This is a genomic window from Nostoc sp. CCY 9925 (assembly GCF_963920935.1).
GTDB lineage: Bacteria > Cyanobacteriota > Cyanobacteriia > Cyanobacteriales > Nostocaceae > Nostoc.
In genome coordinates this window covers 30,653-46,278 of sequence record NZ_CAWUDO010000068.1, presented here as the reverse complement: position 1 = coordinate 46,278, position 15,626 = coordinate 30,653, and the positions used below count along the sequence as shown (strand labels likewise).

Here is a 15,626-nt window from a genome sequence, read left to right as displayed (position 1 = left end):
TTTCCTGGTTAATATTTTGTTACATAGCGGTAAATTTTCACGCCCATTTACTTAGCAACTAAAATTTTCATTGTTATTTATCCTTTGTCATTGGTCATTAGTCATTTGTTATTAACAAATGCCCCATCGCCAGTACTTATACTTTTTGATCCAAACGAGTGTAAATTTGACCGTCATTCCATACTGATTCGATGACAGTACCCAAGGCTTTGAAAAAACCCAAAGTGTAAAAAATACCGCGAGTAAGAATTTTGATCAGGGAACCGCTTTTGTGACAAGGTGGGCGTCCCAAGACGTGACAGTCAAATAAACGGGCGTATAGGCGTAAAGCTTGAGTAATTGTGAGGTTTTTCAGCCCCAACAGGAAATGATTGTGGTAAAAGGTGAGTTGATATTTGAGCGATCGCATACTAATATCATGACAACCACCAGTCTCTTCACCTAAATGCACCAAATGAGCCTCTGGGTCATACCAAATCTTGTATCCCGTCTGTCGCACCCGCAAACAAAAATCTGATTCTTCACGCACTGCACTACCGCGAAATCTTTCATCAAAACTCAGTCCATGCTTAGTAAAAATTTCGCGGCGAAAGGACATATTGCAACCCCTTGCTGTTAATACTTGCTGGGGTTTGATGGTATGTACTAAATCAATATGATACCAAGCAATTCCTGGGTCCATTGCTTCGGGAGGCAAATACTCAATCTCTAAATCTCCTCCAGAATCACCCAATTTCATTCTGTCAAATACCCGTCCAGCAACAGCCCCCACTTCTGGGTTTTGCAAATAATTTTTTGCATGGGCTGATAACAATCCAGGCGTTAGCTGAACATCATCATCAATAAATAATATTATTTCACCAGATGAGCGCCGTACAGCATAATTCCGCGCCCCTGGCAAACTCGCCCAATCTAACCGCAACCATTTAATTTTACCTGCTGCCGCCATTTCTTCTAGATAGGCTTGAATTTCTGGTTGGTGTTTTGCGGTTTGATCTACTACCAAAACTTCAAAATTCGGATAGTCCTGTTTTAGGACATCTACAATACTATCCCGTAGTGGTTCTTCCCGACCGTATGTCGGAATAACTACTGTAATTAAAGGGAAATTATTCATCATTTATATTAAGTAATTTTACTGTTTTAATAGTCATTGGATATTGGGAGTGTTCACTGTTGAGCGGAGCCAGGAAAGCTCGGCCTCAGGTGAGAAATTATTATTTAACTCTCTGCTCCCTGCCCCTCATCTCCCCACCATATTTTATACTCCCGCTACTGCTAAATTGTTTTTAGACGTTTTCTCTTGTTCTTGTGGTTCGGGTCGGCATCTTCTCGTTCTTGTTTTTCCAGTTCTGGCAACTTAAAAAGAGCTCCCGCAAAAAACCAATAATAGACAGCAACCGGATCTACATCCAAAGGGTAGTAGTAGGTGTTATAGCTAATAAACAATATAAACACCCACAAAGCTGCTCCGTAAGTGCGGAAATTACGGTTTTTTATCGAGCGATAGGTTTTGAAGGCAATAATTGTTAAACTAGTGACCAAACCAAGAAACGCTAATACCCCAAGAATTCCAACTTCATAAAGTACTTTCGGGTAATAGGTTTCAACCAGCTTAGTTTCACCCATTGTACGAGCAGAGTTAGTTGCTCGACCTAAACCACTACCTAAAGGCCCGTCTACGTCTTTCCAGTTTTCTTCAAATTGCTGGACGATAAAATCTTGAGGTGGTGAAGCTTCCCAACGACTAGTAAAACTTGCGGTTCTCTCTTGCACGACAGCAGGGTTAGTCACCATCGCTATTCCCAAAATCAAAGCCAGTCCCACTCCTATGGGAATAAACCGTTTCAGGTTGCCAATTTGACCTGTGAGCAATAGCAAAATTCCAAAGCAGGTTGGTACTAAAGCTAAAGCAATTCTCTGTCCAGAAATGACAGCATTAATAAATACTGAACCTAAAGCACCTAAGCTGATTAACCGCCAGATTATCGAGGGGTCAGAGAAGCCAGTAGCAAAGGTAAAAAAGGTGCTAGAAATTAAAAACCATGCCCACTGCCAAGGGGCTACAAATGTTCCTGGAAGACGAATTACCCCTTCTTCAGGACTATATAAGAGCGCTCCACCAAAATAACACCGGGCTTCTAGTGATGTGACAAATAGAGCATTTCCTTCAAGACCTCTAGTGCCTTTACATATACCAGTGAATAGTAAGAAGTATTGAATAAATCCCAGCAGACAGCATATCAGTATGAGGCTGACTTGGAGGCGCGATAAAAATAGAAAATCTCGCTTATCACGAATTAAATAATAAGCACAAGCAATGAGAGGCACATAGCCTAAAAGTACTTTCAGTCCTAGAATTCCCATACCTAAAGGTAGTTCTTTTGGTGCTTTTTGTAAAAGTCCTACACTAGGCGGGTTAAACTGCTGTCCACCATTGACAAACAACAGCGTTAATACACAACAACCCAAAACAATATAAAGTGGAGTTTTAATTCCCGCGGGAATAATTATCGGTAGCCCTTGTTTGCGGCAAGTTTGCCAAAGTCCAATTAGCGCTGGAACGTAAAAAGCATCTTTAGCTAATTGCAGTATGGGGCTATTGCCCAAATAGTAAGTGATAGTACCGCCAATAGGTACGTAAATGATGAAGGCGTATAGGGCTTCGCGGGGGTATTTGTAAGAAAGGGACATGACAATTATCCCCAAGACACCAGGGACTGCTGCTTTAATTCCAGCTACGAAAAAAAGCACGATACCCAAGAAGACACCGCCAAAGGTGGCGGTGGTAAGTAAGCTGGTGAGTTCTTTACGTGCTTGGGCTGCTTTGCGCTTTTGGGCTAACTGTTCTTTGAGGCTGAGAGTAGGAGTTTCCTTTTTAGCCTGCTTTTTCGAGTTTTTAGATGAACGGGATTTTGACTTTATTTTCGGCATAGTAATGCTGTAGCCTATCAGCCTGAGGGAATTTATTATAGTTGACAAATTTCTTTGGATTGCTGTAAGTCGTACAATCCGAATTCATCTCTAATTGATTGATTTAATAATTTGCGATTCAAAATGCTAAATCTCAGTCTTTTTGAATTATCAAAAAGATTTTCTCCTGTTTCCAAAATATAAACCGCACCGAGAAATGGTAATGATTTAATAGGTTTTGCTTTGTTTTTTAAAATATCTCTAACTTTCGCATGGTCTATATAATATCTATAGTATCCATAGCCACGATTATATTCTGCGGTCTGTGGCAAATCATTCAAATCATATCGAATAATGTTACAAGTGCCGCACATTTTATAAAAGTTGCTTCTTTTCAGATATATGTAATTATTGCCTTCCTGATATTTATAACCTTTATTGATAAACCATCCATTAGAATCTGGATGTTGTTGAATAAATTTTGCTAAATTGTTACTAACACAATCGTCAGCATCAACTGTCATAGTGTGAGTGGGAGAAAATTGACGGGCATAAATCAATCCTTTTAATATTTTACGTCCTTTATCTGTGTCTCCTTTAGCTATAGGGTTAGTCTCGTTTGGAGGGGAAAATTTAACTGTAATGTATGTAATCTGGGAATGAGTGAATTCTATTTTGGGCTTTTCGTGACAAACAACAATAACGTGAAAGTTAGGTGAAGTCTGATTACAAACTGATTTAATGCATCTTTCAAACAATTGTGTAACACGCTCCCAGGAATTGGAAACTTGTGCGCTTTTGAGTGGAATAACAAAAACAAGCACTATAGCAATCCTATTTGAGTTGTGAAATTAGGTGTGGAGACAGGCAATAGGCAATAGATTTTTTTCACGAATGATTTAGGATAGTCCTATTTTTGTGAGAAGTAATTAAGCAGAAACTATCTAACAATCTCACAGCTTCTACAGATAACCAAGGCTGGTTATCTGTAGAAGTTGCGATCGAATTTGGCGTTTTTTAAAAGCCTAGATATTAGTTAATTTAGTCCATTAAATGTTGTTGGACTTTTGAGACTAATTCATTTGTCCAATGGTTGGCAAGTTCGGCATTGGCAGCTTCCACCATAACTCTGATTACTGGTTCTGTACCAGAGGCGCGAACTAAGATTCTACCAGAATCACCCATCGCAGCCTCAGCAAGAGCGATCGCTTTTTGTACGGGTTGGCAATCTTTCCATCCTAAACGGCGATCGCGGTCTATAACTCGCACGTTCCGCAATAATTGAGGATAGGTCTGGAAGCTTTGCTCTACTAATTCTGCCAGGGAAACGCCACCTTCTTTTACCAAAGCTGCTAAGTGTAAAGCTGTTAGTAAGCCATCCCCAGTTACGGCATAATGACGGCAAAGTATGTGACCTGATTGTTCGCCGCCTAGCATTCCCCCAGTCCGCAGCATTTCGGCTTGCACGTATTGGTCCCCGACTGCGGTGCGAATCAAGTTACCACCAATTTCTTTCCAAGCTTTCTCGAAGCCTAAGTTAGCCATGACTGTAGATACTATCAAGTTATCTGGCAGTTGTTGTTTTTGTTGTAGGTGGCGTCCCCAGAGGTAGAGAATGTAATCGCCGTTAACTTGCCTGCCTGTATTATCTACTGCTAAGACGCGATCGGCGTCACCATCAAAGGCAAAGCCTAAGTCGGCGTTGTGTTCTTGTACGGTTGCTGCCAGAATATCTAAGTGGGTGGAACCGCAATTGACGTTAATGCGATCGCCATCTGCTTCGTTATGCAAGCAAATAACCTCTGCACCCATCTGTGTAAATACTGTTGGTGCTAATCCTACTGCTGCTCCCCATGCCAAGTCTAAAACAATCTTCATTCCTTCAAGATTGAAGTCACCATGCAAGGGTTTTCTCAAGGCCTCGCCATAATGGCTGATTAACTCGAAACGTGAGTAATGCCTTCCGCAATTACTCTCAGTAGCAGCTGTTGAAATTTTGCCACGCAGTCCCGCTTCAATTTCTGCTTGCAATAATTGGGGTAACTTCCCACCATTCGCAGCAAAAACCTTAATGCCGTTATCCTCTGGAGGGTTATGACTTGCAGAAATCATCACTCCACCTATGGCATCACTGATACTCGTGAGATAGGCAACGCAAGGAGTAGGACATAATCCCAAATACCAAACCTCTAACCCTGCTGCTGTTAACCCTGCACTCAAAGCCATTGCCAGCATATCGCTGGAGTTTCTGGAGTCTTGTCCCAGAATCACTGGCCCCAGACTAGTAGCATGGTTACGTAAAACAATACCCGCCCAAAAACCAATTTGTAATGCTAAGGGCGCACTCAGTAATTCTCCCACTCGCCCACGAATACCATCTGTGCCAAATAACGGATTTGCTGGTAGTGGTAGTAAATTCAGTACAAAACTGCTTTCAATCCTTTTGCCTAATCCATTAGCTTCCGAAGCAGAATTCCCAGCAATACCTGATGTCCGAGTTACAGATGAAACCATATTATTTAAACACTCCACACAACAAACTGAAAAATAGCACTTGAAACTTGATTGAGCAATTTCGGCATTCTTTATTCTCTTGAGAAATTTGCTCTAGATAAACTTAATTTTAAGTAAAAACACTTAAACAAATCGGCTGTAATTGTAAATATTTCATGAATTCAGTATTGGTTTTTACGTTAGTAAGTAAAGTTTACTTATTTTAGCTAATTCTTTTTCTTATGCCCTCTATCTTAGTCTGGACTCTTATATGTATTAGTTAATACTTAATGTCTTTTTTAGATTTAAGTAATATTTATAACTTGCATAAAGTAAGTTATTTTCCGGTAAACTTGAGAATGAAAGCATAATCTAGCTGCTAAAAACAAAAAATTAAAATCCCAGCAATATAAACTTTTGTTCATTTAGTAAGTTTGTTGTGTAAAAAGCTACGAAAATATAAAGCTTAAAAAATTTTAATATAAATTCTCATCAAATAGTTTTAAGGTAACGTTTTAATGGCCTTTTTAGCCGTTGGTCGGTTAAAACTCCGGCAGTTGAATTTTTAAAGTTGAGAAATTTAGCATGAGCAGCAATTTAGCAACCAAATTACGTGTAGGCACTAAAAAAGCCCACACAATGGCAGAAAATGTAGGTTTTGTCAAGTGCTTTTTAAAAGGAGTAGTCGAGAAAAACTCTTACCGGAAACTAGTTGCTAACTTCTACTTCATCTACTCAGCGATGGAAGAGGAGATGGAAAAGCACCGCCAGCATCCAATTGTTTCTAAAATTTATTTTCCCCAGTTAAACCGCAAGCAAACCCTAGAGCAAGACCTGAATTATTACTTTGGTGCGAACTGGAGAGAGCAAATCCAACTATCTACCGCAGGTGAAGCTTATGTCAAGCGAATTCGGGAAATATCTGCAACAGAACCAGAACTGTTAATCGCCCATTCATATACTCGTTACCTGGGTGACTTATCCGGGGGGCAAATTCTCAAAAATATTGCTGTAACGGCAATGAATTTGTCTGATGGGCAAGGTACTGCCTTCTATGAATTTGCAGATATTTCTGACGAAAAGGCATTCAAAGCCAAATATCGCCAGAATCTGGATGAATTACCCTTGGACGAAGCTACAGCTGATCGCATTGTTGATGAAGCTAACGCCGCCTTTGGGATGAACATGAAGATGTTCAATGAATTGGAAGGCAATTTAATCAAAGCGATCGGTGTAATGTTGTACAACAGCCTCACACGGCGTCGTGCACGCGGTAGCACTGAACTCGCTACTGCTGAGTAATACCATTTTGGATTTTGGATTGTGCAATAGTTAATAGATCAGCTTTTTGGCTATCCATACTGTCAATCATTTTTCAAATTGGTATAATCAGCGCTGAGTGCTAAATGCGGAGTGTGGAGTGTGGAGTTATTATTCCAGATAGCTTGATGAAAAATAATTCATAGCTGTTTGTGGGGAAATAGTGAGCGCCAAAACGCTCAAAATATTTAGGGGCAATAGCCCTGTGAATGCTTTTTATTAGTGAAAGCAAGCATGGGGAGATTGCCCCTAAATTATGAATAAAAGGAAGTGTTGACTGTTATATCGCGTTTTCCGGTCTGGTGAGATACAAGAACCCCACCCCCAACCCCCTCCCCGCAAGGTTACGGTGTACACACAAGTCGGAAAGAGTAGTCTGTCAAGGAATAATTGACGAGTAGATTCTCTGTAGAGACGGCGATTTATCGCGTCTTGTGAACGTGTTGGTCTATCAGACGCGATAAATCGCGTCTCTACATGAGGGCTTTCTCGCTAATCCCAAGTGTATTAGGATAAAACTGAATCAGACTTGTGTGTACATCGTAGCTGTCCCCTGCGGTCTAAATGATAAGTCTTTAACGGGACACGATATTAGCTGTTATTGCGATCGCGTTGAATCAAACTCCGCCAAATATTAGCGGCTTCTTCATAATTTTTTACTTCCTCGGCAGATGAGGCTTGTTGCTCCAACTCTTCCACCGTTTGTGCCACACTAATTTGAGGAGCCAACGCCAAACCTAAACCCAACAGCAAAGGCAATATTTTCCAGCTTCCCATAGAATTTCAGCACCACTAAGTCAAGATTCAAACCAAGCTTAATCACAGTATTTAAGATGGTAATCAGTGAAACTTCCAGTACTGAAGAAATTAGGCAAAAGTATGTAAAAAACTTCAAAATTCTGCCTCAGTACGCAGAGCAGGGTAGTTATATACTGAGCTATACTGCTACCTATTGAAAGCAACTGACGGGCGATATACCACCCGAGATGAATCAAACTCAGTAAAAATCTGTATTTTATCCTTTAAGGTTTACCCATCAAGGAGCTAGAATTGTTACGATAGTTTCAGATTAGACGTTGAAGCCTTGATCCAATCTGAAACCTTAGAACTATTAGAATGGCATCGTGTGTGCCAGCACCTTTCCACCTTTGCGGCGACTAAACTGGGGGTAATAGCCACGCGTCATCTGAAAATACCCGATTTTCAGGCAGAAAGCGAACAGTTGTTAAAGCAAACCAAAGAAATCTATCAACTGGAAAGTCGCCTGACTACAGGACTGTCATTTGAGGGAATTCAAGATATTGGTGATTCCCTAGAACGGGCAGAACGCAGCGGAATTTTGACAGGAGATGAACTCTTAGCGATCGCCACCACTCTGGCTGGTGCCAGAAATTTGCGCCGTGTCATCGACAATCAGGAAGATTTGCCAATACTCACTGATTTGGTTGCCGATTTACGGACTTACCCAGAACTAGAACAGGAAATTCACCGCTGTATTGACGAACGCGGACAGGTAACCGACCGCGCCAGTCAAAAACTCGGCGAAATTCGCACAGATTTGCGGCGATTACGCACGCAAATTACCCAAAAATTGCAAAATATCATACAGGCCAAATCCGGGGCAGTTCAGGAACAGATTATTACTCAACGGAGCGATCGCTTTGTCATCCCCGTCAAAGCACCCCAAAAAGACGCCATTCCTGGTATTGTTCACGACACCTCTACTAGCGGTGCGACGCTCTACATCGAACCGAATTCCATCGTCCCTTTGGGCAACCAACTGCGGCAAATCATCAGAAGAGAGCAAGCCGAAGAAGAAGCAATTCGCCGTGCTTTGACAGAACAAGTAGCCGCAGTCAAACCAGATTTGGAAAGGTTGTTAGCAATTGTCACCACATTGGATTTAGCAACCGCTAGATCGCGGTATAGTTACTGGCTAGGAGCTAATCCCCCGCGATTCATCCAGCCGCAAGAAAACGAAATGATTACTTTGCGGAACTTGCGGCATCCTCTGTTAGTGTGGCAGCAACAGCACGAACAAGGGCAACCAGTGGTTCCCGTGGATTTACTCATCAGTCCCCATATTCGGGTAGTGACGATTACCGGGCCAAATACAGGCGGTAAAACTGTAACCTTAAAAACTCTAGGGTTAGCAGTATTGATGGGCAAAGTGGGTTTATTTGTCCCTGCCCGCGAACCAGTAGAAATTCCTTGGTTTGACCAAGTGCTAGCAGATATTGGTGATGAACAATCCTTACAGCAAAGTTTATCTACATTCTCTGGGCATATCCGGCGGATTAGTCGGATTTTGGAAGCATTGGACGCTGGGGACTGGGGACTGGGGACTGGGAATGAAGAAATTCCTAATCCCCAATCCCCAATTCCCAATTCACAATCTCTAGTTTTACTCGATGAAGTCGGCGCAGGCACCGATCCAGTCGAGGGTAGCGCCCTAGCGATCGCTTTGTTGCAATATCTTGCTAATCATGCACAGTTAACCATCGCCACCACTCACTTTGGCGAACTCAAAGCCCTGAAATATGAAGATGAACGGTTTGAAAATGCCTCTGTAGAATTTGATGAAAGCACTCTCTCGCCTACTTACCGTCTGCTGTGGGGGATACCTGGGCGTTCTAATGCCTTGACAATTGCCCTGCGCTTGGGATTGAAACCAGAAGTGGTAGAACAAGCGAAAACTCAAGTCGGAGAAGCAACAGATGAAGTTAATCAGGTAATTGCTGGTTTAGAAGCGCAACGCCGCCGCCAAGAAACCAAAGCTGCGGAAGCTCAAAGTTTGTTGCAGCAAGCCGAACGTTTATACAAACAAGTATCCGCCAAAGCTACAGCCTTGGAAGACAGGGAAACTGCTTTGCGGGCTTCACAGGAAGTAGCAGTACAACAAGCGATCGCCCAGGCAAAAACTGAAATTGCCCAAGTGATCCGCCGCTTGCAACAAGGTACGCCCACAGCCCAAGACGCCCAGCAAGCAACTAAGGCTTTAAATGAAATTGCCCAGCAATATCAGCCAGCAACCCCAGCCAAACCAAAACCTGGGTTTATGCCGAAAGTAGGCGATCGCATCCGTGTTCCTAAACTGGGGCAGACAGCAGAAGTATTAACTGCACCTGACGCAGATGGCGAGTTAAGCGTTCGGTTTGGGCTAATGAAAATGACTGTGAAGTTGGAAGATGTAGAATCTTTAGATGGGCAAAAAGCCGAACCAGTCGTCAAACCTAAACCAGCCCCAGCCGCAGTCACACCACCACCGCAAAATGTCCCAGCAATTCGCACCTCGCGAAATACCGTTGATTTGCGTGGTAAGCGGGTAGCTGATGCCGAATTGATTCTTGATAAAGCCATTTCGGAAGCTACAGGCCCACTATGGATTATTCACGGACACGGAACTGGTAAATTGCGACAAGGCGTCCACGCCTTTTTGCACCAGCATCCCAGAGTTAATAACTACGAAGCCGCAGAACAAGCAGATGGCGGTAGTGGTGTTACCGTCGCCCATATAAATTGAACATGTCTTGAAAATAGGGACTGGGGACACTTCGACAAGCTACTTCGACTTGCTTCTCTACGAGAGGCTGCGCCAACGGCTCCGCTCAGCCCCCTGCCTCCCTACTGCCCATCGCCAGCAAAAATTGTTTTGAGTAGCGACAGCAACCCGATTGTTCATACGTCGTCAGTAGCGTCTATTCTATGGGGTACTTGGGTAAATGCCGCCGCTAAGGCTGCGATCGCTGTGTTAATCTGTTCTTCGGTATGCAGACAACTAATAAAAAATCGCAGGCGTGCAGCATGATTAGCCACGGCTGGATAAATCATTGGTTGAACGTTGATACCTGCTTGAAACAGAACATGAGACAGCTGAATACAGGTTAAGGAATTCCCCACGACAATGGGAATAATTGGAGAATTTTGGCTTGTGGCTGTATTCCAACCCTTACTTTTAGCCAGTTTTAAAAAGTACTGCGATCGCTGTTGTAATATTTTCACTCGTGTGGGTTGAGCCTTGAGCAAACGCAAGGCTGCTAAGGCGGCGGCGGTATTTGCCGGGGATAATCCCACACTGTAAACAAAACCAGGGACGGTGTATTTTAAATAACTTACCAAGGCAACAGACCCAGCAATATATCCCCCACAACTGGCAAAAGCTTTACTGAGTGTTCCCATCCACAAGTCTACATCGGCTGGCTGCACGCCAAAAAACTCGGCAATACCGCGTCCTTGTTCGCCCAGTACACCGATGGAATGGGCCTCGTCTACCATGAGTAAAGCTTTGTGTCGTTGCTTGAGTTCAATAAACCGTGATAAGTCCGGGATATCGCCATCCATACTGTAAATGCCTTCAATAACAATCAGAACTCGGCGATAATGTTGACGCTGGTCTTGCAGCATCTCATCTAAAGCTTGCCAATTGTTATGAGGAAAAGGTATGGCTTTGGCACCAGATAAAGCACAACCTTGCAAAATACTATTGTGACTGAGGGCATCGTAAAAAATTAAATCCTGGGAATTGAACAAATGTCCAATGGTAGTAACGTTAGTTGCATGACCGCTGACATAAACAATGCAGTCTTCTGTGCCAATAAAATCTGCAATTTCTTGTTCTAATTCTCGATGTAGAAGACGTTCGCCGGATGCCAAACGGCTAGCACCGACGGATGTACCGTAGCGATCGATCGCATCTTTAGCTGCTGCGGAAACTACCGGATCTCCTGACAAACCCAAATAATTGTAAGTTGAAAAATTAATCAGGGTGCGTCCCTGAATTTGAGTACAATCTCTAGTTAGGGATTCCTGCATTTGAAAATAAGGATTGGGAATTTCTAGAGTTTCAATGTGGGTTAACCTTTGCTGGAGTTGTGTGTATTCTGGAAAGGAATCAAATTGATAATATTCTGGCGGAATTTGAGTTAAAGGCTGTTGGTTGTGGTTGGTGAGTTCTTTAGCTAAATATTCTGCTAAAGTGGCGATCGCTCCAAATGTTTGCAATGTAGAAATATTCAGTAAATACCCTGACCAAGCCTCCAGCTCTTGAATAAATTTTGCTACTTGCAGAGAATCCAAACCATAGGTTTCCAAAGATTCTTTTTGGTCAATGTATTGCATCGGAATATTCAATTTTGCAGCTAACCATTGGGATATCCAATTTTGAATTGACTCGACACTATACTGCTGGGCAAACTTGTTTAGGTGAATAGGTTGAGGAATATCTGTCGATTCGGAATTGACAAACGACAAATTACCTGCCAGAAAATTCTCACGACAGGCAAAGCGTTGAATCTTGCCACTAGAGGTTTTAGGGAGAGTGCCGGGTTTGAGTAACAAGACTCGATAAACGTGTAGGTCATGTTCTTGCAAAACAGATTGCCGAATCGTTTTGACAACTTCTTTGGCATCCAAATTTCGCAGATAAGTTCGCTTGACTTCACAAACAACAATCAGGCGTAGGCGTAGCCCGTCGTAGACATCGCTTCCATCCATCTCAACACTAAAGGCTGCACTACTGTGAAAGCCTAACGCTTGGTGACTGGCTTCTACTGTTTGTTCTATGTCCTGAGGGTAATGATTCCGTCCTCGGATCACCAACAAATCCTTCAGACGACCTGTGACAAACAACCCTGCTTCATCCTCCCAAAACCCTAAATCTCCGGTTCGCAAAAACGGCCCCTCTCCCGTATCAGCTAGATAGGCATGAAATGTTTTCTCAGTTTCCTTGGCTTGATTCCAATATCCCTGGGCTACACTCTCACCAGCAACCCAGATTTCTCCTACGTGCCCTACTTCACACTTAGTTAAGGAAACTGGATTGACGATCGCCACTGTTTGATTTAACCAGGGATGACCGCAACTAACTAGTTTTCTGTCGTTTTTGGTTGTATTGTCGCTAACCACTTGGTTTTGCTCTAAAGCCTTGGTATCGCAAACCTTGATCCTTGGTACTTCAGCTTTCTTGACTCCAGTAACTAACAACGTTGTCTCTGCCATTCCATAGCAAGTTTGAAAGCTACTGGGGCGAAATCCGTAAGGCGAAAATTTCTTGGTAAAGGACTCTAGTGTTTCGGCTCGAATCGGTTCGGCACCATTAAGGGCAAGTTGCCAACTACTCAAATCCAGATTTTCTAATTCCTCTGGCCTCATATTCTGCACGCACAGATCGTAGGCAAAGTTAGGCCCTGCACTTACAGTTACTTTGTAAGTTGAGATTGCCTTGAGCCAACGTATCGGCTTTTGTAAAAATGCCATCGGTGGCATGAACATTAAAGGAAATCCCCCAGACACAGGTTGCAGAATGCATCCGATTAATCCCATATCGTGGTAGGGCGGTAACCAAGAAAATCCAACATCAGGAACATCAGGGGTTTTTTCTAAGAATTGCAGAATGGCAGTACAGTTGTGGAGCAAATTGCTGTGTGAAACCATTACTCCCTTAGGACTACCAGTTGAACCAGAGGTGTACTGTAGCAATGCTAGGGTATTGGGTTGCACCGTTACAGGGCTGAAGTCATCCGCAGAGGTTACTATTTCATCGGTTAAAACCCAATGCAAGTGTTTAAATGTCGGTTCGTTTGTTCCATATTGCTCAATAAATTGGAACATATCTGCGGTGGTTAATAACAAGGTAGCTTCAGCATCTCGAATAATCGCTTGCAATCGAGATAGTTTTTGATTGCGTTTGGGTGGATAGGCGGGTACAGCAATAATTCCGGTGTAGAGACAAGCAAAGAAACCCGCGATAAAGTCTAATCCAGGAGGATAAAGCAGCAAAGCTCTATCTCCTGGTGAGCAGAGAGATTGGAGATGAGCTGCGATCGCCTTTACTTGATATTCCAACTCCTGGTAAGTTAGACGCTGAGTTTCTATTTCACCATCTTGAAGAAAGATATAAGCTTCCTGATGCGGTTGATTTTTCACCCGTTGGTGTAGCAAATTTATCAGTGTTCTTTCCTGCCCAAAGAGATGAGATTTAGTTTGGAAGTTTTCCATCGCGATCGTCACTTTAATAACTGGGTGTCAACAAAAAATAAATTTTTACACTCAACAGCTTGAATTTTACTATTGGTTGCAATTTTCGTTTGATTTTTGGCAATCCCAAACACCGCTCAATTTTTGTTCACAATTTTGGCGATCGCTTATTGAATAGTATTAGATAACAGTGATTTTAAATCAAAAATTATACATATACTTTGTCTAGCTTAAGGGGAAAAGAGCAAAGGAAAATTCTGTTCTTTTACCCACTTGTGCAAGAAGTCTAATATCGATGAAGCGATGTCTGGCGACAAAAAGCCTAGCTCTCTACGCACTTTTGGATACCATCATAAGACCTCTTGCAAAAGTCCCTAACACCCCACCCCCAACCCCTAAGAGCAAGCGGGGCTACGGTGTACACACAAGTCTGATTCAGTTTTATCCTAATACACTTGGGATTAGCGAGAAAGCCCTCATGTAGAGACGCGATTTATCGCGTCTGATAGACCAACACGTTCACAAGACGCGATAAATCGCCGTCTCTACAAAGAATGTACTCGTCAATTATTCCTTGACAGACTACTCTTTGGGACTTGTGTGTACATCGTAGCCTTGCGGGGAGGGAAGCGTTTACTGTCTTCAAATGCGGGGTGGGGTTCTTTATTTTTGATTTATGCAAGAGACTCCATGAACACGGTGAGCGCAAAGCGCACGCTACGCGAGCACAACGAAGGAATGAAAATATTTCTTCCCCAGTCCCTATTTTCAAGGCAGGTCTATAGCAGAGGCGAAAACCCAGCGCAGCCGACGAGGCTTCTTTCCCGCGCTCTATTGCCAATTAGGACCAATTTAAAATCTAAAATTCGTTCACAAAGCTACTTTAACCTGACCACAAAGTAGCACACATAAAGCCTCGTCACTGTCAAGCTTAAGCTAGTGTATTATATAGCTCCAAAAATGTACTACAAGTGGACATGGATATAATGAAACATAAATTTTGGGCAAGTTATCTGCTTGCCGCGTTAGCATTTCTCTCTCTAGAGCCTCTCACCATGACTCAGGTTTTAGCAACAGAGTCAGTTTACCAAGTGGCACAAAATAGAGCAGCTTATACCCAATACATGCAACTTGGTTATAACGAAACCAAACGAAGAAATTATCGAAAAGCTTTAGGATATTTTCAGCAAGCAGAACGCTTACGTCCTGGAGATAAATATGCTACTGCTGCAATTAGAAATGTTACAGGTTATATTCAACGTGGCAGCGGTAGAAATCGTATTGCCTTTGTTCCTGGTAAACCCGGTAGAGTCAGGTCAGCAGGAACCCGAGGAAGTTGCGTTCAAACTGGACAATCTATCATTCCTCTGACACCAACAGATAAAGAAGCTCAACGAACCACGGCAGAACATCCTACATTTTATTTCTATATTCCTCAAACTTCTACAAAAATAGAAGCACTAGAATTTGTTTTGCAGGATGATGACAGCATTGACCCATTGTATAAGGAAACTTTTAAACCGAGTAGACAGGATGGTATCGTTAGTATAACTGTACCTACTAATAAATCATCTCTACAAATCGGCAAAGAATATAGTTGGACTTTTTCAATGATTTGCAATCTTGCTGACCGCGATAAAGATTCATATACAGATGGTAAGATAGTGCGATCGCAGGATGAAAATCTAGTCCTGCAACTCAAAGAACCAAACACAGATTTGGATCGTGCAGTTTTGTTTGCCACAGCTGGATTTTGGGAAGACTCTTTAAGAACCTTAGCTAATTTACGCCGTCAGCGTCCAAACGATCCCGAAGTCCAGAAATACTGGGAAGATTTATTAAATTCTGTAGACATTAAAGATGTTGTAAATAAGCCACTATTGCCCTGTTGTACTGCCCAAAGATAAATTAACAATTATTTAAAA

At 42.5% G+C, this 15,626-nt stretch carries 9 protein-coding genes; 3 read left to right on the top strand and 6 right to left on the bottom strand.

The annotated features are described in order from the left end of the window. Nucleotides 1–136: 136 nt before the first annotated feature. From hpsN to glmM, 4 genes are all read right to left on the bottom strand, one after another. On the bottom strand, nt 137–1,117 hold the full coding sequence (gene hpsN / locus ACM0OY_RS27470; RefSeq protein WP_414571953.1) for a hormogonium polysaccharide biosynthesis glycosyltransferase HpsN: 981 nt from the start codon (nt 1,115–1,117) through the stop codon (nt 137–139). 161 nt (nt 1,118–1,278) lie between these two features. Continuing rightward, complete coding sequence (gene hpsL / locus ACM0OY_RS27465; protein WP_414571950.1) at nt 1,279–2,934, bottom strand: hormogonium polysaccharide biosynthesis protein HpsL; 1,656 nt, start codon at nt 2,932–2,934, stop codon at nt 1,279–1,281. A gap of 35 nt (nt 2,935–2,969) precedes the next feature. Next, the gene (locus ACM0OY_RS27460) at nt 2,970–3,737 is read right to left on the bottom strand and encodes a glycosyltransferase family A protein (protein WP_414571949.1); all 768 of its coding nucleotides are present in this window, start codon (nt 3,735–3,737) and stop codon (nt 2,970–2,972) included. A 217-nt stretch (nt 3,738–3,954) separates the two neighbouring features. After that, nucleotides 3,955–5,427, bottom strand: coding sequence for a phosphoglucosamine mutase (gene glmM, locus ACM0OY_RS27455; protein ID WP_414571948.1), 1,473 nt, complete (start codon nt 5,425–5,427; stop codon nt 3,955–3,957). Nucleotides 5,428–5,991: 564 nt separating this feature from the next. Here glmM and ACM0OY_RS27450 point away from each other — a divergent pair. Beyond that, nucleotides 5,992–6,708, top strand: coding sequence for a heme oxygenase (biliverdin-producing) (locus ACM0OY_RS27450; RefSeq protein ID WP_414571947.1), 717 nt, complete (start codon nt 5,992–5,994; stop codon nt 6,706–6,708). A gap of 609 nt (nt 6,709–7,317) precedes the next feature. On the opposite strand, the gene ACM0OY_RS27445 is transcribed toward ACM0OY_RS27450, so the two are convergent. Continuing rightward, nucleotides 7,318–7,503 (bottom strand): hypothetical protein, encoded by a 186-nt coding sequence (locus ACM0OY_RS27445; protein WP_414571946.1) that lies wholly within the window; start codon nt 7,501–7,503, stop codon nt 7,318–7,320. A gap of 307 nt (nt 7,504–7,810) precedes the next feature. Between ACM0OY_RS27445 and ACM0OY_RS27440 the strand changes: the two genes are divergently transcribed. Continuing rightward, nucleotides 7,811–10,249 carry an endonuclease MutS2 gene (locus tag ACM0OY_RS27440; RefSeq protein ID WP_414571945.1) on the top strand — a complete coding sequence of 813 codons (2,439 nt, stop codon included), beginning with the start codon at nt 7,811–7,813 and terminating at the stop codon, nt 10,247–10,249. A 155-nt stretch (nt 10,250–10,404) separates the two neighbouring features. Here ACM0OY_RS27440 and ACM0OY_RS27435 read toward each other — a convergent pair whose 3' ends face one another. After that, nucleotides 10,405–13,722: an aminotransferase class I/II-fold pyridoxal phosphate-dependent enzyme gene (locus ACM0OY_RS27435; protein ID WP_414571944.1), complete on the bottom strand. Its 3,318-nt coding sequence runs from the start codon at nt 13,720–13,722 to the stop codon at nt 10,405–10,407. A gap of 965 nt (nt 13,723–14,687) precedes the next feature. On the opposite strand from ACM0OY_RS27435, the gene ACM0OY_RS27430 reads away from it, so the two are divergent. After that, nucleotides 14,688–15,608, top strand: a complete 921-nt coding sequence (locus tag ACM0OY_RS27430) for a DUF928 domain-containing protein (protein ID WP_414571943.1) — start codon at nt 14,688–14,690, stop codon at nt 15,606–15,608. Nucleotides 15,609–15,626 lie beyond the last annotated feature (18 nt).

What these genes read in the sequence shown, in the direction of transcription:
- ACM0OY_RS27435 (WP_414571944.1), bottom strand. Translation starts at nt 13,722, where the DNA reads ATGGAAAACTTCCAAACTAAATCTCATCTCTTTGGGCAGGAAAGAACA.
- hpsL (WP_414571950.1), bottom strand. Translation starts at nt 2,934, where the DNA reads ATGCCGAAAATAAAGTCAAAATCCCGTTCATCTAAAAACTCGAAAAAG.
- glmM (WP_414571948.1), bottom strand. Translation starts at nt 5,427, where the DNA reads ATGGTTTCATCTGTAACTCGGACATCAGGTATTGCTGGGAATTCTGCT.
- ACM0OY_RS27430 (WP_414571943.1), top strand. Translation starts at nt 14,688, where the DNA reads ATGAAACATAAATTTTGGGCAAGTTATCTGCTTGCCGCGTTAGCATTT.
- hpsN (WP_414571953.1), bottom strand. Translation starts at nt 1,117, where the DNA reads ATGAATAATTTCCCTTTAATTACAGTAGTTATTCCGACATACGGTCGG.
- ACM0OY_RS27450 (WP_414571947.1), top strand. Translation starts at nt 5,992, where the DNA reads ATGAGCAGCAATTTAGCAACCAAATTACGTGTAGGCACTAAAAAAGCC.
- ACM0OY_RS27445 (WP_414571946.1), bottom strand. Translation starts at nt 7,503, where the DNA reads ATGGGAAGCTGGAAAATATTGCCTTTGCTGTTGGGTTTAGGTTTGGCG.